Origin of the sequence: Actibacterium mucosum KCTC 23349, assembly GCF_000647975.1 — a bacterium.
Classification (GTDB): domain Bacteria; phylum Pseudomonadota; class Alphaproteobacteria; order Rhodobacterales; family Rhodobacteraceae; genus Actibacterium; species Actibacterium mucosum.
The window spans coordinates 131444-153586 of record NZ_JFKE01000004.1 but is presented as its reverse complement, the minus strand read 5'-3'; the positions used below and the strand labels follow the sequence as shown (position 1 = coordinate 153586).

General features: G+C 59.6%; 24 protein-coding genes. 14 read left to right on the top strand and 10 right to left on the bottom strand.

All coding sequences use genetic code 11. The annotated features are described in order from the left end of the window. Together ACMU_RS10040 and ACMU_RS10035 are read left to right on the top strand one after the other, a co-directional pair. Window positions 1–1158 carry an RsmB/NOP family class I SAM-dependent RNA methyltransferase gene (locus ACMU_RS10040; RefSeq protein ID WP_035259160.1) on the top strand — a complete coding sequence of 386 codons (1158 nt, stop codon included), beginning with the start codon at window positions 1–3 and terminating at the stop codon, window positions 1156–1158. Window positions 1159–1262: 104 nt separating this feature from the next. Next, on the top strand, window positions 1263–3626 hold the full coding sequence (locus ACMU_RS10035; protein ID WP_236626235.1) for an ATP-binding response regulator: 2364 nt from the start codon (window positions 1263–1265) through the stop codon (window positions 3624–3626). Here ACMU_RS10035 and ACMU_RS10030 read toward each other — a convergent pair. Beyond that, on the bottom strand, window positions 3620–4369 hold the full coding sequence (locus ACMU_RS10030) for a gamma-glutamyl kinase (protein ID WP_236626234.1): 750 nt from the start codon (window positions 4367–4369) through the stop codon (window positions 3620–3622). The genes ACMU_RS10035 and ACMU_RS10030 overlap by 7 nt on opposite strands. 42 nt (window positions 4370–4411) lie before the next feature. On the opposite strand from ACMU_RS10030, the gene recA reads away from it, so the two are divergent. The 5 genes from recA to ACMU_RS10005 all read left to right on the top strand — a co-directional run bounded on the left by recA (window position 4412) and on the right by ACMU_RS10005 (window position 9188). Then, window positions 4412–5479, top strand: a complete 1068-nt coding sequence (gene recA, locus ACMU_RS10025; protein ID WP_035259157.1) for a recombinase RecA — start codon at window positions 4412–4414, stop codon at window positions 5477–5479. Window positions 5480–5556: 77 nt separating this feature from the next. Then, window positions 5557–5769 carry a DUF1127 domain-containing protein gene (locus ACMU_RS10020; protein ID WP_035259156.1) on the top strand — a complete coding sequence of 71 codons (213 nt, stop codon included), beginning with the start codon at window positions 5557–5559 and terminating at the stop codon, window positions 5767–5769. 69 nt (window positions 5770–5838) lie between these two features. After that, window positions 5839–8493, top strand: a complete 2655-nt coding sequence (gene alaS / locus ACMU_RS10015; protein WP_035259154.1) for an alanine--tRNA ligase — start codon at window positions 5839–5841, stop codon at window positions 8491–8493. A 1-nt stretch (window position 8494) separates the two neighbouring features. Beyond that, window positions 8495–8782, top strand: coding sequence for a DUF1330 domain-containing protein (locus ACMU_RS10010; protein WP_035259151.1), 288 nt, complete (start codon window positions 8495–8497; stop codon window positions 8780–8782). A 4-nt stretch (window positions 8783–8786) separates the two neighbouring features. Continuing rightward, the gene (locus ACMU_RS10005) at window positions 8787–9188 is read left to right on the top strand and encodes a hypothetical protein (protein WP_035259149.1); all 402 of its coding nucleotides are present in this window, start codon (window positions 8787–8789) and stop codon (window positions 9186–9188) included. On the opposite strand, the gene typA is transcribed toward ACMU_RS10005, so the two are convergent. The 3 genes from typA to ACMU_RS19730 form a co-directional block, all read right to left on the bottom strand. Further along, window positions 9180–10997, bottom strand: a complete 1818-nt coding sequence (gene typA / locus ACMU_RS10000; protein ID WP_035259147.1) for a translational GTPase TypA — start codon at window positions 10995–10997, stop codon at window positions 9180–9182. The genes ACMU_RS10005 and typA overlap by 9 nt on opposite strands. Window positions 10998–11058: 61 nt before the next feature. After that, entirely contained in the window at window positions 11059–11376 is a 318-nt protein-coding gene (locus tag ACMU_RS09995) for a DMT family transporter (RefSeq protein ID WP_407636993.1), read from the bottom strand. Beyond that, the gene (locus ACMU_RS19730; protein WP_236626254.1) at window positions 11376–11657 is read right to left on the bottom strand and encodes a hypothetical protein; all 282 of its coding nucleotides are present in this window, start codon (window positions 11655–11657) and stop codon (window positions 11376–11378) included. Before ACMU_RS19730 ends, ACMU_RS09995 begins: the two co-directional genes overlap by 1 nt. On the opposite strand from ACMU_RS19730, the gene ACMU_RS09990 reads away from it, so the two are divergent. Both ACMU_RS09990 and ACMU_RS09985 read left to right on the top strand, forming a co-directional pair. Next, a complete protein-coding gene (locus tag ACMU_RS09990) occupies window positions 11538–12518 on the top strand; it encodes a YjgN family protein (protein WP_236626247.1) in 981 nt (326 codons plus the stop codon). The two genes, ACMU_RS19730 and ACMU_RS09990, sit on opposite strands and share 120 nt — an antisense overlap. Window positions 12519–12657: 139 nt before the next feature. Then, the gene (locus ACMU_RS09985) at window positions 12658–13527 is read left to right on the top strand and encodes a M48 family metallopeptidase (RefSeq protein WP_152544578.1); all 870 of its coding nucleotides are present in this window, start codon (window positions 12658–12660) and stop codon (window positions 13525–13527) included. Here the strand turns inward: ACMU_RS09985 and ACMU_RS09980 are convergent. Continuing rightward, entirely contained in the window at window positions 13524–13985 is a 462-nt protein-coding gene (locus tag ACMU_RS09980) for an Lrp/AsnC family transcriptional regulator (RefSeq protein WP_035259141.1), read from the bottom strand. The genes ACMU_RS09985 and ACMU_RS09980 overlap by 4 nt on opposite strands. Window positions 13986–14103: 118 nt before the next feature. On the opposite strand from ACMU_RS09980, the gene ACMU_RS09975 reads away from it, so the two are divergent. After that, on the top strand, window positions 14104–14310 hold the full coding sequence (locus ACMU_RS09975; protein ID WP_035259139.1) for a DUF6356 family protein: 207 nt from the start codon (window positions 14104–14106) through the stop codon (window positions 14308–14310). A gap of 63 nt (window positions 14311–14373) precedes the next feature. Here the strand turns inward: ACMU_RS09975 and ACMU_RS09970 are convergent, their stop codons facing one another. The 5 genes from ACMU_RS09970 to ACMU_RS09950 all read right to left on the bottom strand — a co-directional run bounded on the left by ACMU_RS09970 (window position 14374) and on the right by ACMU_RS09950 (window position 18369). Further along, the gene (locus tag ACMU_RS09970) at window positions 14374–15582 is read right to left on the bottom strand and encodes an NADP-dependent isocitrate dehydrogenase (RefSeq protein WP_035259137.1); all 1209 of its coding nucleotides are present in this window, start codon (window positions 15580–15582) and stop codon (window positions 14374–14376) included. A 105-nt stretch (window positions 15583–15687) separates the two neighbouring features. Then, the gene (locus tag ACMU_RS09965; protein ID WP_152544577.1) at window positions 15688–16251 is read right to left on the bottom strand and encodes a hypothetical protein; all 564 of its coding nucleotides are present in this window, start codon (window positions 16249–16251) and stop codon (window positions 15688–15690) included. 85 nt (window positions 16252–16336) lie between these two features. After that, window positions 16337–17491, bottom strand: coding sequence for an HD domain-containing protein (locus ACMU_RS09960; RefSeq protein ID WP_035259133.1), 1155 nt, complete (start codon window positions 17489–17491; stop codon window positions 16337–16339). Then, window positions 17488–17712, bottom strand: coding sequence for a hypothetical protein (locus ACMU_RS09955; RefSeq protein ID WP_035259131.1), 225 nt, complete (start codon window positions 17710–17712; stop codon window positions 17488–17490). Before ACMU_RS09955 ends, ACMU_RS09960 begins: the two co-directional genes overlap by 4 nt. Before the next feature lie 3 nt (window positions 17713–17715). Beyond that, window positions 17716–18369 (bottom strand): alpha/beta hydrolase, encoded by a 654-nt coding sequence (locus ACMU_RS09950; protein WP_035259129.1) that lies wholly within the window; start codon window positions 18367–18369, stop codon window positions 17716–17718. Between the two features lie 150 nt (window positions 18370–18519). On the opposite strand from ACMU_RS09950, the gene iscR reads away from it, so the two are divergent. From iscR to sufB, 4 genes are read left to right on the top strand one after another with little or no spacing between them, the layout of a single operon-like run. Then, window positions 18520–18978, top strand: a complete 459-nt coding sequence (gene iscR, locus ACMU_RS09945; RefSeq protein ID WP_035259127.1) for a Fe-S cluster assembly transcriptional regulator IscR — start codon at window positions 18520–18522, stop codon at window positions 18976–18978. Next, on the top strand, window positions 18978–19427 hold the full coding sequence (locus ACMU_RS18760) for a hypothetical protein (RefSeq protein WP_051588240.1): 450 nt from the start codon (window positions 18978–18980) through the stop codon (window positions 19425–19427). Before iscR ends, ACMU_RS18760 begins: the two co-directional genes overlap by 1 nt. Continuing rightward, window positions 19424–20605, top strand: coding sequence for a cysteine desulfurase family protein (locus tag ACMU_RS09935; protein WP_035259124.1), 1182 nt, complete (start codon window positions 19424–19426; stop codon window positions 20603–20605). The genes ACMU_RS18760 and ACMU_RS09935 overlap by 4 nt, the downstream gene beginning before the upstream one ends. A 10-nt stretch (window positions 20606–20615) precedes the next feature. Continuing rightward, window positions 20616–22127 (top strand): Fe-S cluster assembly protein SufB, encoded by a 1512-nt coding sequence (gene sufB, locus ACMU_RS09930; RefSeq protein WP_035259123.1) that lies wholly within the window; start codon window positions 20616–20618, stop codon window positions 22125–22127. The last annotated feature ends 16 nt before the right edge of the window (window positions 22128–22143 follow it).

Genomic DNA, 22143 nt, shown 5'->3' with positions numbered 1-22143 from the left:
ATGACGCCCGCCGCGCGCATTGCCGCCGCGATCGAGATTTTGGACGCGGTCCTAGCGGGGCAGGCGGCCGAGCAACAGCTGACCAGTTGGGCCCGGCGAAACCGCTTTGCCGGGTCGGGCGACCGGGCGGCGATCCGGGACCATGTTTTTGGCGCAATGCGTTGTCGGCGCTCTTTCGCGACTCTTGGTGGGGCCAAGACCGGGCGGGGATTGATGTTGGGCGCATTGCGGGACACGGGCGCAAATCCGTCCGAGGTGTTCACCGGAGAAGGGTATGCGCCTGCCAAGCTGACGCCAGAAGAGGCCGCGTTTCAACCACCCGATGATCTGCCGACTGATCTGCCGGATTGGGTGCTGCCACAATGGAACGCTGCGCTGGGTGATCGGGCTGATGCCGTGGCAGAGGCAATGCGCCACCGTGCCCCGGTCTTTTTGCGGGTGAATTTGCGCAAAGCATCACGGGCGCAAGCCGCCGCAGCTCTGCACGAAGAGGGGATCGAGACCGTCACCCACCCACTGTCCAGCACAGCGTTGCAGGTCACATCTAACCCGCGGCGGGTGCAAAACAGCGGGCCGTTTCGCGATGGTCTGGTTGAATTGCAGGATGCTGCCAGCCAAGCCATCAGCGACCTGATCCCCGTCGAACAAAAAGGGCGTGTGCTGGACTATTGCGCCGGGGGCGGTGGAAAATCGCTGGCCCTTGCGGCCCGAACCGATGCCCGGTTCTACGCCCACGATGCCGATCCGCGCCGGATGAAAGATCTGCCAGGCCGCGCCAAACGGGCCGGCGTGCGCGTAAACATTTTGCAACCTGACCGAGTGGCCGGTGAGGGCCCCTTTGACGTCGTTTTGTGCGATGTGCCTTGCTCAGGCAGCGGGGCGTGGCGGCGCAGCCCGGAAGGCAAATGGTCGCTGACACCGCAAAGACTGGCTGAACTGCAAGCCATCCAATTTGACATCCTGCAAACATGCGCCGGTCTCGTCGCGCCCGGTGGCGTGCTGGCCTACGCCACGTGTTCGGTATTGCAGGCTGAAAACGCCGACCAGATTAGCCGTTTCACCTCGGCCAATCCCAATTGGCGTGTTTCGAAAACGCGCCAATTAACCCCACTGGATGGCGGTGACGGCTTCTTTGTGGCGCTGCTTCAGGCCGACTAATTCCCCTTCACAGCAACCATGGGTTGTCGTATGGATTATTCTTAATCCCGGCTTAACCAATACGCGTGGAAATGGAGGGGACTCGAATCGATACGGAGGAAGCCTTGCCGCGACTGGTTTCGCCACCACGCAGCGTCGAACGCTCGGCCTCGATGCTGGCGCCGAAGACGTGGAACCTTTTGGGGTTCGCGCTCGTTTTTGGTGGGGCGGCCCTGTATGTGCCGGATCCTCTTTTCGCGATTGTTTTCCTTGCGTTGGCCGCAACGATGGCAGGGCTGTTCATTCTTCTTCGGCTCATCCCGCGGGTTAAGCTTGGTGGCCCGTCCAATGCTCTGAAACTTGTTTCAAGTTTTGCGGGCAAGGACGTCACGCCAAGTTTCGTGACAGACAGCCTGGGTCAGTTGACCTATCGCAATGCCGCCGCGAAGGAGAGGTTCGGCTCTGACCTTGCCGAGACACTCGTGCGCGCAATGGGCGAGCTTTTTGCCAACCCTGCAGCCGTTATTCATCGGCTGCAGTCCCGCGCCGAGACAGAGGGTGGAGCGCGCGAAGATGTGGTGACCCGAAACGGGCATGTTCGGATCTCTGTCCAGGAAATTGCAAAAAACGCCTTCTTTTGGCGGTTCGATGAAATGAAAGAGCGAGGGGGCGGGCGGGGGGCCGAAACCCTCAGCTTGCCGCTGATCACCGTGGGGCGCGGTCAAACGATTTTGTTCATGAACGAAGCTGCGCGGCGCATACTTGGTGGGCGTGCGAAATCTATCGAGCATATTTTTCCCGAAAAGCTGCCCTCGGACGGCATCGTGGAGATCATAGGCGCCGAAGGCCCGATGCCCGTGCGGGTTATCTGCATTGCAGGCGGCAACGGCCGGCACGAGATTTATTTTGTGCCGGCGCAACAGCCAGAGCCCGTGCCAAGCCAAAATGACCTGGATCTGGACACATTGCCGGTGGCGCTTCTGCGATTGTCGACCAAGGGCGAGGTATTACAATCAAATGCCCTGGCGCGCGGCCTGCTGAAAGCATCGGAGAATGTCACGGACCTTTCCGAGCTTGTCGAAGGGCCCGGCCGCGCCATCACAGATTGGGTTAGCGATGCGGCGCGCAGCCGGGCGGCAAACCGGTCCGAAGTGGTGCGCCTTCGTGACGACACGCAAGAAGTCTTTTTGCAGATTTCAGTACAGCGCGTGCAAGTCGATGACCGCGTCGAAGTGGTCGCCGTACTGCAGGATGCAACCGAATTGAAAACGCTCGAAGCTCAATTTGTGCAAGGGCAGAAGATGCAGGCAATCGGTCAGCTAGCTGGTGGAATTGCACATGATTTCAACAACCTGTTGACGGCTATTTCTGGGCATTGCGATCTGTTGTTGCTGCGACATGATCAGACGGACCCGGAATATGCCGACCTGATGCAGGTAAGTCAGAACGCCACACGCGCGGCCAGTCTGGTGGGGCAGCTTCTGGCCTTTTCGCGCAAACAGACACTGCGCCCGGAAGTTGTCGATATGCGCGAAACGGTCTCGGACCTCTCCCACCTGCTCAACCGGCTTGTGGGCGAGCGTGTGCATTTGACGGTCAACAACGACCCCAACCTTGCCCCGATCCGCGCAGATAAGCGGCAGCTTGAACAGGTCGTGATGAACCTCGTGGTCAATGCCCGCGACGCGATGCCGGAAGGTGGCGAGGTGCGGATCGAAACAGCCATGCATTTCCTCGAAGAAGATCTGAAACGCGACCGTGCCTTGGTCCCTGCCGGGGACTATGTCCTGGTGCGCGTCATCGATGAAGGTCACGGTATTCCCGAGGACAAACGTGCCAAGATCTTTGAGCCGTTCTTTACAACCAAGAACGTGGGCGAGGGAACTGGCCTGGGCCTGTCGATGGCCTATGGGATCGTCAAACAGACCGGTGGCTTTATCTTTGTAGACAGCGCCGTAGGGGCGGGTACGTGTTTCACGCTTTATTTCCCCGCCGATGACGCTGTTGTCACCGATCAACCGATGCAAACCAGCGAACCGATGCTCAATCAGCTTCCGTTTGTCCCAACGGCCCCGGCAATCGACGCCTCGCAAGCTGCAGATGATGACGCAAATGCTGTTGGCACCGAAGGCGTTGTTTTGTTGGTTGAAGACGAAGGTCCAGTGCGTGCATTCGCGTCTCGAGCCCTGCGAATGCGAGGGTTCACGGTTCTGGAAGCCGGCAATGCAGAAGAAGCCTTGGCAACGCTTGAGGACGATGATGTTTCCGTCGACGTGTTTGTAACCGATGTCATCATGCCAGGGATGGATGGCCCAAGTTGGGTGCGCCAGGCTTTGGAAAAACGGCCCGACACCCGCGTTGTATTCGTGTCAGGATATGCAGAAGACACGTTCCCCGAAGCGCAAAGGCGCATCCCCAATTCGGTCTTTCTGCCTAAACCATTCTCGCTGGCGCAACTGACGTCAACGGTCCACGGACAGCTTCACTGAACCAGCTTTTCGTGCAGCGCAAAGTCAGCGGCGTGTTTTTGGCGCAGCCTCGCCTCTAATTCGGAAGACAGGACCAGTTTGCGCGTGGGTGAAACATTGCGCGGCGGTGGCTCGGGTGTGTTCTTGCCCAATCGTTCCGACAAGAACGCACGGAAGGCCACCGGCTTTTCAAATGCAAACAGGTGATCCACAATTACTTTGCCTTGGGCGTTCGAGACAAACCGGGCTTGCGCCCCCACGCGGGCAAAGGCCGGAGGTTCATCTTCCAGATAGGCATCCACGAAGGCATCAAAACTTTGACCCGCGGTTGAGTTGGGGTGGCCATCCAATTGCGGTCGGCTGCGGTAGCGAAACCAACTTCCCAGCCAGTCCAACGGTTCTCGGATCACGGCTGCCGACTCAAGACGGTCAACGGCATCGGGGCCGAGCAATGGCAAGAACTTGCGCGTGAATTTCTGCGCGGGCATATGTTTCAGGCCGGGAGGGTGTCGCAGCACGACGTCTGCTTCCTCGGCAAGCATCGCTTCATAGGCCTGCGTGCCGGTTTTCGGAACCGCCAAAAGCACCAGTCCGGCTTTCCAGAACACCAGCATGACGTGTTTTTCCTGCCCGATTGCCACTTTCACGTTTTCTGTAAACCAGTTTTTAACCGGAATCGAAAAAACATCAAATTGTAAGGAATTTTCTTGAAATGTTCCCTGTTTGATCTCATACATATGAGAACAAGAGGCGAACAGCAGCAAACATTGCCGCGCATGCGCGGGTGTGAAATAAGGAAGAAAACAATGGCATCAGCGGATCTTCTGAGCATGAGCGACAAACGGAACACCGACAAGCAAAAGGCGCTGGATAGCGCCCTTTCGCAAATTGAACGTCAATTCGGCAAGGGCTCGATCATGAAGCTGGGTGGCGACAACGCCATCGCCGAGATCGAGTCGACTTCGACCGGCTCGCTGGGGCTGGATATTGCGCTGGGCATTGGTGGCCTTCCAAAAGGCCGGATCATCGAGATTTATGGGCCGGAAAGCTCCGGCAAGACCACATTGACGCTGCATTGCGTTGCCGAGGAACAGAAAAAGGGCGGGGTTTGCGCTTTTGTGGATGCCGAACACGCGCTGGACCCGCAATATGCAAAAAAGCTTGGTGTGAACCTGGACGAGTTGCTGATCAGCCAGCCCGACACCGGCGAGCAAGCGTTGGAGATCACCGACACATTGGTGCGGTCGGGGGCTGTGAACATGGTGGTTGTCGATTCGGTGGCCGCACTGACCCCGAAATCGGAGTTGGAAGGTGATATGGGCGACAGCAGCGTGGGCGTACATGCCCGCTTGATGAGCCAGGCCATGCGCAAACTGACCGGCTCGATTGCACGGTCAAACTGCATGGTGATCTTTATCAACCAGATCCGCATGAAAATCGGTGTGATGTTTGGTTCGCCGGAAACCACCACTGGGGGCAACGCGCTGAAATTCTATTCGTCGGTGCGCATGGACATCCGCCGTATTGGCGCAATCAAGGACCGCGACGAAGTTGTGGGCAACCAAACCCGCGTGAAAGTGGTGAAAAACAAGGTGGCTCCGCCGTTTAAGCAGGTAGAGTTCGACATCATGTATGGCGAAGGCATCTCGAAAAACGGCGAGCTGCTGGATCTGGGCGTAAAGGCCGGTGTGGTCGAGAAATCGGGCGCCTGGTTCAGCTATGGCGACGAACGCATCGGGCAAGGGCGCGAAAATGCCAAGAACTTCCTGCGCGAACATAAGGAAATCGCCTGGGAGATCGAGGACAAGATCCGCGCGGCGCATGGTCTAGACTTCGACGCACCACCAGAAGAGTCCGACGTTCTGGAAGGTTAAGCGAGAGGGCCGGGCAACCGGCCTTTTCTTTTATCAATTAATTTCTATATTTTTAGAATTATAGAAGGAATGTACCCATGCATCGCTTAAGAACCTATCTGGCCCGTCGCCGCGATCGTGCAATCTTGCAGGCTATGGACGCCGAACAGCTATATGATCTGGGGATCACACGCGATCAGATCGAGGCCTATCTGGATGGTGCATTGCAACCGGACAAGGGGCCGGTTGCCGACATCATTCCCTTTCCACCGGAACGGATTTGTTGCGATCGTGGCGCGCGGGCGGCCTGAACGGTGGACACTTGCCAATGCCGGGGCTAAACGGGTTTGACGCCGAAACCTGCCGCAGAGACCCAGCCCATGGCCAGCCTGAACGACATTCGATCGACCTTTCTGAACTATTTCGAGAAAAACGGGCACGAGGTTGTAGCCAGTTCGCCGCTGGTGCCGCGCAACGACCCGACGCTGATGTTCGCGAACTCGGGCATGGTGCAGTTCAAGAACCTGTTCACAGGGATTGAAACACGCGACTACAAGCGTGCCACAACTTCGCAGAAATGCGTGCGCGCCGGCGGCAAGCATAACGACCTGGACAATGTCGGCTATACCGCGCGCCACCACACGTTTTTCGAGATGCTGGGGAATTTCAGCTTTGGCGACTATTTCAAGGCCGAGGCGATCCCCTTTGCCTGGGAATTGCTGACCAAGGATTTTGGCATCGACAAGAGCCGCCTGTTGTCGACCGTCTATCACACCGATGACGAAGCCTTTGAGATGTGGAAGAAAATCGGTATCCCCGAGGATCGGATCATCCGCATCGACACATCTGACAATTTCTGGCAGATGGGCCCGACGGGCCCCTGCGGGCCGTGCACCGAAATTTTCTATGACCATGGTGACCACATCTGGGGTGGCCCTCCGGGCAGCCCTGAGGAGGATGGCGACCGGTTCATCGAGATCTGGAACGTCGTGTTCATGCAGAACGAGCAGTTCGAGGACGGCTCGATGGTGCCGCTGGACATGCAGTCGATCGACACCGGCATGGGGCTGGAACGCATCGGCGCGCTGCTGCAGGGTAAGCATGACAATTACGACACCGATCTGATGCGCGCGCTGATCGAGGCCTCGGCCAATGCGACCAGCCAGGATGCCGATGGCCCGGGCAACGTGCATCACCGCGTGATTGCCGATCACTTGCGGTCAACCTCGTTCCTTATTGCCGATGGCGTGATGCCGTCGAATGAGGGGCGCGGATATGTGCTGCGCCGGATCATGCGCCGCGCGATGCGGCATGCGCATCTGCTGGGTGCGAAGGATCCGGTGATGCACAAGCTGGTGCCGGCGCTGGTGACGCAGATGGGCGCGGCCTATCCCGAACTGGGCCAGGCGCAGGCGATGATCGAAGAAACGCTGAAGCTGGAAGAGACCCGGTTCAAGCAGACGCTGGAACGCGGGCTGCGGCTGTTGGATGACGAGTTGGCGAAGCTGCCCGAAGATGCGGAATTGCCCGGCGAGACGGCGTTTAAGCTTTATGATACATACGGCTTCCCGCTGGACCTGACGCAGGACGCCCTGCGCGAAAAGGACCGTGCGGTGAATACCGACGGGTTTGATGCCGCGATGGCCGAGCAGAAGGCCAAGGCGCGCGCCGCGTGGTCGGGTTCGGGTGAGGCCAAGGATGCGGCGGTTTGGTTCGATCTGGCCGAAGCCATCGAGCCAACCGATTTCCTGGGTTATGACACCGAGGTGGCCGAAGGCCAGGTGCTGGCGCTTGTCAAGGACGGCGCGGCAGTGGACGAGATTGCGGTGGGCGACGAAGGCTGGCTGATCGTCAACCAGACGCCGTTTTATGCCGAAAGCGGCGGGCAGGTGGGTGACACCGGCACCTATCTGAAACCCGATGCCAATGGCACGGTGCTGGACACGCAGAAGATGCCCGGCGGGCTGTTTGCCCACAAGGTGCGCCCCGAAAAGGCGGCGCTGGCCAAGGGCGACGCGCTGGAGCTGCGGGTGGACCACGCCCGGCGCAGCGCGATCCGCGCCAACCACTCGGCCACGCACCTGTTGCACGAGGCGCTGCGGGGCACGCTGGGGGACCATGTGGCGCAGAAGGGCTCGTTGAACGCGGCGGACCGTTTGCGGTTCGATTTCAGCCACAGCAAGGCGATGACCGGGGCCGAGATTGCCGACGTGCAGGCCGAAGTGAACGCCTATATCCGCCAGAACTCGGCCGTTGAAACGCGGATCATGACGCCCGATGACGCGCGCGCAATTGGTGCGCAGGCGCTTTTTGGCGAGAAATACGGCGACGAAGTGCGCGTGGTGTCGATGGGTCAGGCGGCGACCGGCAAGGGCCTGGATGGCACCACCTGGTCGCTGGAGCTGTGCGGTGGCACCCATGTGAAACAGACCGGCGATATCGGGCTGTGCGTGGTGCTGGGCGACAGTGCGTCGTCGGCGGGCGTGCGCCGGATCGAGGCGCTGACCGGGCAGGCGGCGCTGGACCATCTGGGCGCGCAGGCGGCCTTGGTGGCCGAGCTGGCCAATGTGGTTAAGGCCGCGCCGGGTGAGCTGACCGAACGGGTGAAAACCCTGCTGGACGAGCGCAAGGCGTTGAACAACGAGGTGGCGCAGCTTCGCCGCGATCTGGCCATGGCGGGCGGCCCGGCCGAGACGGCCGAGGCGCGCGAGGTGAACGGCATTGCCTTTCACGCGCAGGTTCTGACCGGCGTGTCGGGCAAGGACCTGCCGCCGCTGATCGACGAGCACAAGGCGCGGCTGGGCTCGGGCGCGGTGCTGCTGATTGCCGATGCCGGGGGCAAGGCGGCGGTGGCCGCAGGTGTGACGTCTGACCTGACTGACCGCGTGTCGGCGGTGGATCTGGTTAAGGCGGCCGTTGTGGAACTGGGCGGCAAGGGTGGCGGCGGCCGGCCCGACATGGCGCAGGGGGGCGGCAAGGACGCCACCAATGGCGCGGCCGCGATCAAAGCCGCCGAAGCCGTATTGGAGGGATAAGATGCCTGCATTGTGGATTGCCCACGTGACCGTGACCGATGACGAGGCCTATGGCAAATACGCCGCGCTGGCCGGCCCCGCGATCGAGAAACATGGCGGCTATTTCATTGCCCGCGCCGGGCGCTATGTTCAGCTGGAGGGCACCGACCGCCCGCGCAACGTGGTGGCCAAGTTCCCGTCGGTTGAGGCCGCCGAGGCGTGTTACCACAGCCCCGAATACCAAGAGGCGCTGAACCACGCGCGCGGCGCGTCAGAGCGCGAATTGCTGATCGTGGAGACGTCGGAGTAACGCCATGGCGCTTTGGGCGGGCAAATGGACCATGATCCCGTCCTTGTCCTTTTACGATCACGGGTCGGCGCCGCTTTGGGGGCGCTATGCCATCGCCCAGCACCAAGACAGCGTTCGGTTCGAGATTGCCTGGCAGCCGGTGTCGGGCGATGAGATGCAGATCGCGTTTTCCGGCCCGCTGGGGCCCCGCCACGCGGTGACGGACATCCCCGGCATCACCCACGCGCAATACACTGCCGAAAGCGATCACGTGTTGATCAGCCGCGCTTTTGACGGTGAAACGGAGCGCGCCTATGCCGCGCGCCGGGTGGCGGATGACGGCCAGTTGATGGCGGTGCGGCAACGCAACACGCTGCCCGATGGCAGCGTGTCACAGATTTTTCAGGTGTATCGCCGATCAGGCTGATTTGGCCGCCCGCTTGCGTTCATGCGGGTCAAGGTGGCGTTTGCGCAGGCGGATGGCGTTGGGCGTAACCTCGACCAGTTCGTCATCGTCGATATAGGCGATGGCTTCTTCCAGGCTCATGGTGACCGGCGTAGTCAGGCGCACCGCCTCGTCCGAGCCCGAGGCGCGCACGTTGGTCAGTTTCTTGCCCTTCAGCGGGTTCACCTCCAGATCATTGTCGCGGCTGTGTTCGCCAATGATCATGCCCTGATAAACGGCCTCTTGCGCGCCGATGAACATCTTGCCGCGCTCTTCGAGGTTCCACAGCGCATAGGCCACCGCCTCGCCCTGTTCCATCGAGATCAGAACGCCGGCCCGACGGCCCGGAATGGCGCCTTTATGCGGGGCCCATTCGTGGAACACGCGGTTCAGAACGCCGGTGCCGCGGGTGTCGGTCAGGAACTCGCCATGATAGCCGATCAAGCCGCGCGACGGGACATGGGCGATGATACGCGTTTTGCCTGCGCCGGCGGGCTTCATCTCGGCCAGTTCTCCCTTGCGGGCGCCAGTGATTTTCTCGACCACGGCGCCGGTATATTCGTCATCGACGTCAATTGTGACTTCTTCGATCGGTTCAAGGCGGGTGCCGTCTTCTTCGCGGAACAGAACCTGCGGACGCGAGATCGACAGCTCGAACCCTTCGCGGCGCATGTTCTCGATCAGAACGCCCATCTGCAATTCGCCACGGCCGGCAACTTCGAACGCCTCGCCGCCGGGGGTGTCGGTGATGCGGATGGCGACGTTGGATTCGGCCTCTTTCATCAACCGGTCACGGATGACGCGCGACTGCACCTTTTTGCCGTCGCGGCCGGCCAGCGGGCTGTCATTGATGCCAAAGGTCACGGTGATGGTGGGCGGGTCGATGGGCTGTGCGTCCAGGGGGTCATCAACCGCCAGCGCGCAGATCGTGTCGGCCACGGTGGCCTTGGCCATACCGGCCAGCGAGACGATGTCGCCGGCCACAGCCTCGTCGATATCCTGCTGAGCCAGGCCGCGGAACGCCTGAATCTTGGTGACGCGGAACTGTTCGATTTTTTGGCCCACGCGGCTGAGCGCCTGAACAGTGGAACCCACCTTCAGTCGGCCGCTTTCAACACGACCGGTCAGGATGCGGCCCATGAACGGGTCGCTGCCCAGCGTGGTAGCCAGCATGCTGAAATCTTCGTCCTGACGCGCGATCTGGCGCGGAGCCGGCACGTGGTTAACGATCAGGTCAAACAGCGCGTGCAGGTCTTTGCGCGGGCCGTCCAGCGCATGGTCGGCCCAGCCCGAACGGCCCGAGGCGTACATATGCGGAAAGTCCAGCTGATCGTCATTGGCTTCGAGGTTTGCAAACAGGTCAAACACCTCGTCCAGCGCGCGGTCGGGCTCGGCATCGGGTTTGTCGACCTTGTTCAACACCACGATCGGGCGCAAACCCAGCGCCAGCGCCTTGGAGGTCACGAACTTGGTCTGCGGCATCGGCCCCTCGGCCGCGTCCACCAGCAAGACCACGCCGTCGACCATGCTCAGGATCCGCTCAACCTCGCCACCGAAATCGGCGTGGCCGGGGGTGTCGACGATGTTGATGCGGGTGGATTTCCATTCCACCGAGGTGGGTTTGGCAAAGATCGTAATGCCGCGCTCGCGCTCCAGATCGTTGCTGTCCATGGCGCGTTCGTCCACAGCCTGGTTTTCGCGAAAGGCGCCCGATTGTTTCAAAAGCTCGTCCACCAGCGTCGTCTTGCCGTGGTCAACGTGCGCGATAATCGCGATATTGCGGAGTTCCATGAGTACAGCCTTATTCGAGGGTTGCCGGGGCCATAGCGTGCACCCGCAGAAAAGGCCAGCCCTAGTGTGACGTGGTGTTCGAAAACAGGTGCATCACCAGCACACCGGCGACGATTAACCCCATTCCCGCGACGGCCGGAAGGTCCAGACGTTGACCAAACACCAAGAACCCCATGAACGCGATCAACACGATGCCCAATCCGGACCAGATGGCATAAACGATCCCAACCGGCATGGTCTTCAGCGCATGCGACATACAATAAAACGATGCGACATAGGCAACAACCATCAGCGCCGTGGGCCAAGCTTTTGTGAATTGTTGACTGGCGTTTAATGCGGTTGTCCCAATCGTCTCGGTGAGGATTGCGAGCAACAGCATCAGATGGGGTTTGGACATGAGGCAATTGCCTTTCGTGTTGCGGGTGCAGCCGGTTTAAGTTGCACGTAAATGTTGATTGACCAGTTGGGTAAAAGATGCGCGAAACGACCACTCATAAGGTAACCTTTACCGGCAATACCAAGGATTTCTTTGGGATATGGATTGTTAATGTCCTGTTGTCCATCCTGACGTTGGGCATCTATTCCGCCTGGGCCAAGGTGCGCACCAACAAGTATCTTTACCAGCACCTGAAAATCGACGGTCGCCCGTTCGATTACCACGCGACGGGCAAACAGATCCTGATTGGCCGGATCATCATTGTACTAGGCCTTGTGGCCTATACGCTGGCGGCAAACATATTGATCTTGAACATATTGATCCTGATCGCGTGGCTCTTCCTTCTTCCGTGGCTCATCGTCCGCTCGATCCGGTTCAATGCCCGCGTCACCAGCTGGTCCGGTCTCCGTTTCGACTTTGTTGGCGAAGCGGTTGAGGCGTTTGTTGTCTATATCCTGTACCCCATTGTGTCGGTGTTTACGCTGTATCTGACTTACCCGCTGGTCGTCAGAAGTCAGCGCCGATTTCGGATCGACAACTTCCGCTTTGGGCGCAGCAATTTTGAGTTCGACTGCAGCCGAGGCGCGTTTTACAAGGCCTTTCTTATTGCAGGTGCTTGGATATTGGCGGTTGCGCTGGTCGTTTATGCGCTGTTGCCGCCGATTCAGTCTGCTGACGATTTTTTGGGAGCGAACCCAAGTCTAGCCTGGGCCATGTTTGCCCCGCTTTTGACCTACGCGGTGATTTTTGCGGCGATTATTCCGGCCGGGTTTATTGTCCAAGCTTTCTTGCGAAACGCCGTTTACAACACGACCAAACTGCAGGGCGGCCACAGCTTTGGATCGAATGTGCAACCGTTGAAAATGATCTGGATCGCCCTGTCGAACGCCCTTTTGGTCGTGGTGTCAGTTGGCCTGCTGTTGCCTTGGGCGCGGATCCGCATGCTGGGCTATCTTGCCGCGCACACACAGGTGCATGTTGCAGGCAACATTGATGATTTCGTAGGATCGCCACAGCAAGCTCAAACCGCCGTGGGCGACGCCTATGGTGACATAGAAGGTCTGGATATTGGCCTCCCCCTCTAACGAAGTCGTCGGATTTGCCTATGTGCCGGGCAGGGCTGCGCGGGTGCCCTGCCTTATCAGGGTCGAGAATGATACATTCGTCCTGCGAGATTTAAGCAGTAAGCTTTTGACCCAAGGGCAGGCCGCGCGCGAAAGCAGGGTGTCCGGGGGGCAATCCATCGTGTCGTTCAGCAATGGCTGGCGCTTCGAAACGCTGGAGCACCGGCAGCTGGATGCGTTGATGGGTCCGGCGGCCGATGACTGGCTGATGCACATCGAACGCCCGACGATGCGGTTGGCCTATGTGGTTGCAGGTGTATTTGTCGCGGCGTACCTGGTTTGGCGCTTTGGCATTGCGCTCTTGGTGGCAGGCGCCATCGCTTTGACACCTGAACCCGCTGTTCAGTTGATTGACCAGAGCAACCTGGCGCTTCTGGACCGTTCGATTGCGCAGCCCAGCACGTTGCCAGTTGATCTGAAGGCAAACGTACAGGCCATATTCGACGATGTTGTTCGCAGTGCACCAAAGCCCGACTTTGGCGACTATACGTTGCATTTCAGGTATATGGACGGGCTGGGGGCCAACGCCCTGGCCCTGCCGGGTGGAGCGATCATCATCACCGATGAACTGGTGCAGAACTTTGTTGACCCCAACATCATTGCCGGTGTTCTAAGTCACGAGACGGTGCATGTTGAACAGAACCATGCGCTGAAACAGCTGTATCGAAGCCTGTCGGTATTTGTACTGGTCGCGCTCATTCTTGGGGATGTTGGTCCGATTCTCGAAGAGCTTGTGTTCGAGGGGGGGATCCTGCTGTCTCTTGCCAACTCGCGCGAACAAGAGCTTGAGGCGGACCTTCTTGGCATGCAGATCGCCGAGAAGGCCGGATACGATCCGGCAGGGCTTATTGAGTTCTTCGAGATCATGGAAAAGATCTATGGCGCGGATGACCGTGCGAATTGGTGGTCCACACATCCCCACAGCCATGAAAGGGCGAACCTTTTGCGCGACGCGTTGGACGAGTTTTAGCGCAACGGCAGGGCGTGGGTGTCTTTTATGTTCTCCATCACGAAACTGGCGGAAACATCGCTTAACGGCACGCGGGCGATCAGGCTTTGATAAATCCGGTCGTAATCGGCCACGTCGCGCGCCTGAATGCGGATCAGGTAGTCCAGATCGCCAGTCATGCGGTGAACACCCAGGATCTCGGGAATGGCAGAAGTTGCCGTGGCGAATTTGCGCAGCCAATCCGCTGAATGGGTGCTGGTGCGGACCTGCACGAAAACAGTCAACGGCAAGTCAACCGAGACCGGGTCCAGCAATGCAACGCGGGCACGGATCACACCTGCATCTTCCAACAGCTTAACACGCCGCCAGACCGCGTTGCGCGACAGGTTCACAGCGGTGCCCAGATCCTCCATTGAAATGCCGGCGTCACGTTGCAATACGCTCAGAATCGCACGGTCTGTTTGGTCAAGGTTCGTCAATTTGGGTTCCTTGTGGGATTATGTCCCACATTTTTAGCATGCCGGGCAGCAAATTGGGAGCTTTGCCGATCGCTGTGGCGATAAAATGCAGGGGACTTAGCGAACTGGAGCACGGCACATGATCACCCGCATCTTTCTGACCCATCCCCGCAGTGTCGAGGAAAGCTATTTCGAGCATGCAGCCTTTGCGGGTGGGTTCTCGATCAAACTGTTCGGCGCGGCGATGGCGGCAGCAGTGCACGCGGTGATCCCTTGTCTGTTTGAAAAAACAGCCAGCCGCATGATTGCCGAGATGTATGCGCGCACGCATAATCGTGGCAAGTAAGCCCCATTTAAAACGCAAAAAGCCCCGCCGATTGGCGGGGCTTTTCGTTTAATTTGCAGGGGCTTACAGCGCGGCCTGCAAGTTCTCGTCAACCTTTTCCAGGAAACCCATGGTGGTCAGCCATTTCTGATCCGGACCCACCAGCAGGGCCAGGTCTTTGGTCATGTCGCCGCTTTCCACGGTGTCCACGATGACTTTTTCCAGGGTCTGGGCAAAGTTGGCCAGTGCCTCATTGCCGTCCAGTTTCGCGCGGTGCTTCAGCCCGCCGGTCCAGGCAAAGATCGACGCGATCGAGTTCGTCGAGGTCTCTTCGCCCTTCTGGTGCTGGCGATAGTGGCGGGTCACGGTGCCGTGGGCGGCTTCGGCCTCGACGATTTTTCCGTCGGGCGTCATCAGCTGCGAGGTCATCAGGCCCAGCGAGCCAAAGCCCTGTGCCACGGTGTCCGACTGCACGTCGCCATCATAGTTCTTACAGGCCCAGACAAAACCACCGTTCCACTTCATCGCGCAGGCGACCATGTCGTCGATCAGACGGTGTTCGTAGGTGATGCCCTTGGCTTTGAACTTGTCTTCGAACTCTTCCTCGTAGACCTTCTGGAACAGCTCCATAAAGCGGCCATCGTATTGCTTCATGATGGTGTTTTTGGTCGACAGGTAGACCGGCCAACCCAGGTTCAGGCCATAGTTCATCGAGGCGCGGGCGAAGTCGATGATCGAGTTGTCGAGGTTGTACATCGACATGAACACGCCCGACGAGGGGGCGTCGAACACTTCATGCTCGGTCACGGTGCCGTCTTCGCCGACGAATTTCATCGACAGCTTGCCCGGCCCGGGGAACTTCATGTCGGTGGCGCGGTACTGGTCGCCAAAGGCGTGACGGCCGATCACGATCGGCTGGGTCCAGCCGGGTACAAGGCGCGGCACGTTGTTACAGATGATCGGCTGACGGAACACCACACCGCCCAGGATGTTGCGGATGGTGCCGTTGGGCGAGCGCCACATCTTTTTCAGGTTGAATTCTTCAACACGGGCCTCGTCGGGGGTGATCGTGGCGCATTTCACAGCAACGCCAACTTCCTTGGTCTTTTCGGCGGCGTCGATGGTGATCTGGTCGTTGGTGTCGTCGCGTGCTTCGATGCCCAGATCGTAGTACAGCAGGTCCACATCGAGGTAGGGCAGGATCAGCTTGTCTTTGATGAACTGCCAGATGATGCGGGTCATCTCGTCGCCATCCATCTCGACGATGGGGTTCTCAACCTTGATCTTGGACATGGGTCACTCCGGTTTTTGTGGAATCGGGATTTTGGCCGGGGTGTACCTGATAATGGACGGGATGGGAAGCGCTGTATGCGGTCGTATACCGTTTTGTCGCGGGTCTTACCGCCCGAGGTCGATGGAATTGCCACCTTGGGCGTGAATCGCGAACTCGATCTGAGGTTTGGTGTGGGGCACAAAGTTCCACGGGGCAACTGAATTCGCGGGGTCAGTGTCCGACAGGTGCTGTAACGCGTTGGGAACGCTGCCATTTATTGCGTTGGGGGCCCAGGCTTCGATGATCGAGGCAAGGCCGGCCAGCGGGATATGGGTGGTAGGGCGGTCCGGAAACTCCAATACCAGCCAATGGCGCGGGCGGGCAAGGTGGCCCAGTTCGGCCGGCGTCACGGGATGAAAGAAGAGGTTGGGCAGTTCCACCGTGCCCCAGCCATCAAAAACAGAAACCCTGGCCGAGGTCGACTTGGGGTGTTTTACCCATATTTCCGAGGTACTTACGAAGAAAAACTGCAGATCTCCGGTGCGCGCCATGCAGCCCGTTTCATTGCATTCGGCATGCCAGACCTGTTGCGTTCCGTGGCCGTCATCCAGCCAGATTGCCACCTCGGACAGGGCCGCGCCGGGCCAGAACAAACCCGCCAAACAGCAAAAACCAAAGACTCGAAACACGATAACCCTCCTGCGACACGGGCCCAGCGTGACCGGAAAACTTGCACGTTGTTTTTAAACTTTGTGGCGCCGAAATGGAGATTGTTTAAAAAACCGCCGACCGTGTCCGGGCAAACCAGGCATCAACGCGCGGTTCCAGCCAGTCCCAAAGCGCCGGCGCACCGGCGCGGATCTTGACCCCAACGCGGGTATCAAGCTGCGCGCGCGTGACCCGGTAATGCGGCCAGTTCCCACCATCGGTCAGCAGGTTCGCCTTGGCAGGCTGGAGGCGATCGAGGGCTTTGCCAAAAAGCGCGTCATCCGATTGGGCGGCTTCGAACACGTCCCAAAGCGCGCGCCATTCGGTTGCCTGATCAGCGGGCAGCAGGCCAAACAGACGGTCAGCGGCGCGCAACTCGGCCGCCTCTTGTACAGCCGGATCGCCCCCGGCATGGATCGGCGTGTCGCCTGCATCGATCTCGACCAGATCGTGCAACAGCAACATCCGCACAACGCGGGCCGCGTTGGCGGGCCGGATTGCGTGTTCGGCCAACACCAATGCAAACAATGCGACGTGCCAGCAATGCTCGCCGGTAAACTCGTTGCGGCTGCCGTCAAAGAGGGTGGTGGCGCGCTGAACGGATTTCAGCCGGTCGGCCTCGGCCAGCAGCGCCAGCCGATCCCAAAGCGGTCCAACCCCACGACGGCCCTGCAGCAAAGTCGTGACAGCCGCGTGGCCCGCCGGCCACCTTTGACCCAGATCAGAGGCACGCCCGGTTGCAAGGTTGTCACGCACCACCGCCACGTGTTCGGGATGCGGATGGGTGGCCAGCAGAGTTTGAAACATCGGGTGGCAATGATCGATCAGCTTTGCGAAACGGGCATCGCCGGTTTCGGCGGCCTCGAATTCCTGCCAAAGGGCTGCAAGCGTTGCCCCCTGATTGGCGGGCAGCAAGCCAAACAACCGGGTGGCTGCGGCGGCCTCGGCCCGGGCCACTTGGTCGGCATCAAAGACGGAATCGATCGGGTGATCGCCCGCGTCGATCTCGACCAGGTCGTGCAGCAGCAACATCGCGATGGCGCGGTCGGCATCCACATCGGGAAAATCGGGTGCAAACAGCATGGCGCACAGGGCGACGTGCCATGAATGTTCGGCTGTATTCTCGACCCGGCTGAGATCCATCAACAGGTTGGCCCGGTCAACCGATTTCAGCTTGTCCGCCTCGCGCAGGAAGGTCAGCTGCGCGTCCAGTCGGGTCATGTCTGCGGTTTTTCCTTGGCCATACGGCCTGCAAGGTATTTTTCGGCCCGTTCAACGGAAAGGCGCACGCGAACAGCGGACAAAAAGGCCTCTTGCGTGGTCGACGAGGTTTTGAGGATTTCCTCGGCCACGTCGTCGATCAGCTTGGGATTGTCCGTGGCCTTCGAGGCTTCGATCACTTTCACCGCCAGATCGTCGGCCAGATCTTCGACAACACCCATCGGTTACCTCGTGGTTTCGGTCAGGCGGCGGCGCACATAGGCGTCGACGGTGTCGAGCATGGTGTCCATATGCGGGTCTTCAAAGAAGTGCCCGGCACCGTCCACCTCTTCGTGGGTGATAGTGATGCCCTTTTGTTCGTGCAGTTTGCCCACCAGCGCGTGTGTGTCTGCCGGCGGCGCAACGCGGTCGGCGGCGCCGTTGATGATCAGGCCCGAGCTGGGGCAGGGGGCGAGGAAGCTGAAATCATACATGTTGGCGGGCGGCGAGACCGACACAAAGCCGGTGATCTCGGGGCGGCGCATCAGCAGTTGCATGCCGATCCAGGCGCCAAAGCTGAAGCCGGCAACCCAGCAATGCTTGGCGTTGTTGTTCATCGACTGCAGATAATCCAGCGCCGAGGCGGCATCGGACAATTCGCCGACACCCTGGTCGTATTCGCCCTGACTGCGTCCGACACCGCGGAAATTGAACCTCAGCACCGTGAAGCCCATGTTGTAAAAGGCGTAGTGCAGGTTATAGACAACCTTGTTGTTCATCGTGCCGCCAAATTGCGGGTGCGGATGCAGCACGATCGCAATGGGGGCGTCTTTGTCTTTTTGCGGATGGTAGCGGCCTTCAAGCCGTCCTTCGGGGCCGGGAAAGATGACCTCGGGCATATATGTCTCTCATCTGCGGGGCCTGGCTTCTTGACGAAAACGCTCAGGCAACCTAGAACAATTCTAAATCCGGGTCGTATACCGGGACCAAGTTGATAGGGAGGTAAAGACCCTGTCGCGATCAGTCAACCATTTGCGGGAGGGTTCGGCGTGAAACTCAGTACCAAGGGGCGTTATGCCATGGTGGCGCTGGCCGATCTGGCGCTGCAGCCCAACGGTGGGTTGACCAGCCTTTCGGAGATTTCCGAGCGTCAGGATATCTCGTTGCCGTATCTTGAGCAGCTGTTTGTGAAGCTGCGCCGGGCCGGTCTGGTGGACAGTGTGCGCGGGCCGGGCGGCGGATACAAGCTGGCACGCGGCGCGTCCGATATCCGCGTGGCCGACGTGCTGCAGGCGGTGGACGAGACGGTCAGCGCCCTGCATACCGGTGCCGGTGCCTCGGGCGGGTTGTCGGGCAGCAAGGCCCAATCGCTGACCAACCGGCTGTGGGAAGGGCTGAGCGCCCATGTCTATGTCTTTCTGCACCAGACGCGCCTGTCGGACGTGATTGGCAATGACGTGACGCCATGCCCGGCGGTGCCGAACCTGTTCCAGGTGGTGGATGAGTGATGGCAATCGGCGCTGAACTGGAAAGGCTGCCGAAGATCATGCTGAAAGGTGTGCCGATGGGTTTTGGCTCGTTCGGTGAAATCGGCAAAGCCATCGCCCGCGCGGATCCCAGGGTGAAGCTTGCCAGTTCCTTCGCGCAGGTGGCGGACAAGCTCTATATGTCGGACGAGCATTGCCTGATGTACTTGGCGCGCCGCGTGTCCAATGCAGAACAGGCGCAGGCGCGCAGCGGGTGGTTCGGCGGCCGCCTGTACAACCGGATGGCCGGCGAGAATGCGGATTTTGTTGAACTGTCCGGCGCCGTTCTGGCCGGTGCCATGCGCTATTCCGGACATACCGTGCCGGAAGGTCTGGATCGCGGGCAGGACTATTTGCTGCGCCGCGATTACGCGCAGGGGCTTTTGCTTTTGTTCAAGGACAAGGCCAAACGTTCGGGAATGATCGCGTGAACCGCACCTATCTGGATCACAACGCCACGACGCCCCTGCGGGCCGAGGCGCGCGCGGCGATGGTTGCGGCGATGGATGTTGTGGGCAACCCGTCATCGGTGCATGCCGAGGGGCGGGCGGCCAATGCGTTGGTCGAGCGCGCGCGGGGGCAAGTGGCCCAAGCGGTGGGGTGTCTGCCGCAGGAGGTGGTGTTTACGTCCGGTGCGACCGAGGCGGCCAATCTGGTTTTCAGCCAAGACTGGGACGTCACGGCCTGTTCACCGCTTGAGCATGATGCGGTGTTCAGCTGTGCTGATGAAGTGATACGAGAAGACATCTATGCAGGGTCGTCAACGAGCCTTTTGGATAAATCGGGCGTCTTCACGGGCGAGTTTGTTTCAGGTTTCGGGTTGTCCGCCAAAGTCCTACAAAAAGGCGACAAAGGATATCCAAGGATCGCGCGGGGATTGTTTGCCCTGACGGCAGCTAATTCCGAGACCGGAGTGGTTCAACCATACAGCAAGGTGTTCAGAGAGTTCGTCGGCGAATTCGAAATTTCCCATCGGTTTTGCGATGCCACGCAAGCCTTTGGTAAAATCCCCTTCGCGTTCAACTGGTCCCAGTGCGAATACGCCTGTGTTTCGGCCCACAAGATTGGCGGTCCCAAGGGCATTGGTGCTTTGATCGTCAAACAGGGAACAGAAATTGCCGCCGCCTTGATGGGCGGCGGGCAGGAAATGGGCCGCCGGTCTGGCACCGAGAACGTGATCGGTATTGCCGGATTTGGCGCCGCGGCCGAAGCGGCGGCGCGCGATTTGGATGCGGGCTTGTGGGGCCGTGTCGAAAAACTTAGAAACATTCTAGAAAAAAGCCTTGCCGCCGAGGCTAATGCGACTATTTTTGTCGGGAAAGACGCGCGACGCTTGCCCAACACGTCCTGCTTTGCCGTTCCGGGTTGGAAGGGTGAGACGCAGGTGATGCAGATGGACCTTGCCGGGTTTGCGGTTTCCGCGGGCTCGGCCTGTTCGTCGGGCAAGGTCCGCGAAAGCCGCGTGCTGCGCGCAATGGGATACGAGGCGGACGTGGCACGTTGCGCCATTCGGGTGTCTTTGGGCCTCGAAACAACAGAAGATGATGTGCTGCGCTTTGCCGAAGCGTGGCTGGCCCAATACCGGAAATTCCGGGCCCGGGCAGCTTGAGGAGAGAAAGATGAGCGCACTGGATGGCGTAACCGTCAAAGACGGGGTCGAGGAAGAAACGGTTGAGGCCGTGAAATCCCTTGCCGGGAAATACAAATACGGCTGGGAAACCGAGATCGAGATGGAATACGCCCCCAAGGGCCTGTCCGAGGACATCGTGCGGCTGATCTCGGAAAAAAATGACGAGCCGGAATGGATGACCGAATGGCGGCTGGCGGCTTTTGCCCGCTGGCAGCAGCTGGACGAGCCGAAATGGGCGATGGTCAACTATCCGGAAATCGACTTTCAGGACCAGTATTATTATGCCCGGCCGAAGTCGATGGAAGAGAAACCCAAATCGCTGGACGAGGTCGACCCCAAGCTGTTGGAGACCTATAACAAGCTGGGTATCCCGTTGAAAGAACAGGCCATTCTGGCCGGTGTCGAAGTGCCCGAGGAAGAGCGCAAAGTGGCCGTGGATGCGGTGTTTGACAGCGTCTCGGTCGGCACGACGTTCCAGGCGGAACTGAAGAAGGCCGGCGTGATCTTCTGTTCGATATCGGAGGCGATCCGCGAGCATCCGGAGCTGGTGAAGAAATACCTTGGCTCGGTTGTGCCGGTGTCGGACAATTTCTACGCCACGCTGAACTCGGCCGTGTTCTCGGACGGGTCGTTTGTTTACGTGCCGCCCGGCGTGCGCTGCCCGATGGAGCTGAGCACCTATTTCCGCATCAATGCCGAAAACACCGGACAGTTCGAACGCACGCTGATCATTGCCGACAAGGGCAGCTATGTGTCCTATCTGGAGGGCTGCACCGCGCCGCAGCGCGACACCGCGCAGCTGCATGCCGCGGTGGTAGAGATCGTTATCGAAGAAGATGCCGAGGTGAAATACTCGACCGTTCAGAACTGGTTCCCTGGTGACGAAGAGGGCAAGGGTGGCATCTATAACTTTGTGACCAAACGCGCCGATTGCCGGGGCGACCGGGCCAAGGTGATGTGGACGCAGGTTGAAACCGGGTCGGCGGTGACGTGGAAATACCCCTCGTGCATCCTGCGTGGTGAGGACAGCCAGGGCGAGTTTTATTCGATCGCCATCACCAACAACATGCAGCAGGCCGATACCGGCACCAAAATGGTGCATCTGGGCCGCAACACCAAATCGCGGATCGTGTCCAAGGGCATCAGCGCGGGCAAGGCGCAGAACACCTATCGCGGGTTGGTGTCGATGCACCCAAAGGCCAAGGACAGCCGAAACTATACCCAATGCGACAGCCTGCTGATCGGCGATAAATGCGGGGCACACACGGTGCCCTATATCGAGGTCAAGAACAACTCCAGCCGGGTCGAGCACGAGGCGACCACCAGCAAGGTGGACGACGACCAGTTGTTCTATTGCCGCCAACGCGGCATGGACGAGGAAGAGGCCGTGGCGCTGGTGGTGAACGGGTTCTGCAAAGAAGTGTTGCAGGCCCTGCCGATGGAGTTTGCCATGGAGGCGCAGCAGCTGGTGGCAATCTCGTTGGAGGGATCGGTCGGCTAACCGATGAACCCCTGGA

Coding starts and splice junctions, on each gene's coding strand:
- ACMU_RS10040 (WP_035259160.1), top strand. CDS start 1: ATGACGCCCGCCGCGCGCATTGCCGCCGCGATCGAGATTTTGGACGCG.
- recA (WP_035259157.1), top strand. CDS start 4,412: ATGGCATCAGCGGATCTTCTGAGCATGAGCGACAAACGGAACACCGAC.
- ACMU_RS10020 (WP_035259156.1), top strand. CDS start 5,557: ATGCATCGCTTAAGAACCTATCTGGCCCGTCGCCGCGATCGTGCAATC.
- alaS (WP_035259154.1), top strand. CDS start 5,839: ATGGCCAGCCTGAACGACATTCGATCGACCTTTCTGAACTATTTCGAG.
- ACMU_RS10010 (WP_035259151.1), top strand. CDS start 8,495: ATGCCTGCATTGTGGATTGCCCACGTGACCGTGACCGATGACGAGGCC.
- ACMU_RS10005 (WP_035259149.1), top strand. CDS start 8,787: ATGGCGCTTTGGGCGGGCAAATGGACCATGATCCCGTCCTTGTCCTTT.
- typA (WP_035259147.1), bottom strand. CDS start 10,997: ATGGAACTCCGCAATATCGCGATTATCGCGCACGTTGACCACGGCAAG.
- ACMU_RS09995 (WP_407636993.1), bottom strand. CDS start 11,376: ATGCTGTTGCTCGCAATCCTCACCGAGACGATTGGGACAACCGCATTA.
- ACMU_RS09975 (WP_035259139.1), top strand. CDS start 14,104: ATGATCACCCGCATCTTTCTGACCCATCCCCGCAGTGTCGAGGAAAGC.
- ACMU_RS09970 (WP_035259137.1), bottom strand. CDS start 15,582: ATGTCCAAGATCAAGGTTGAGAACCCCATCGTCGAGATGGATGGCGAC.
- ACMU_RS09960 (WP_035259133.1), bottom strand. CDS start 17,491: ATGACCCGACTGGACGCGCAGCTGACCTTCCTGCGCGAGGCGGACAAG.
- ACMU_RS09955 (WP_035259131.1), bottom strand. CDS start 17,712: ATGGGTGTTGTCGAAGATCTGGCCGACGATCTGGCGGTGAAAGTGATC.
- ACMU_RS09950 (WP_035259129.1), bottom strand. CDS start 18,369: ATGCCCGAGGTCATCTTTCCCGGCCCCGAAGGACGGCTTGAAGGCCGC.
- ACMU_RS18760 (WP_051588240.1), top strand. CDS start 18,978: ATGGCAATCGGCGCTGAACTGGAAAGGCTGCCGAAGATCATGCTGAAA.
- sufB (WP_035259123.1), top strand. CDS start 20,616: ATGAGCGCACTGGATGGCGTAACCGTCAAAGACGGGGTCGAGGAAGAA.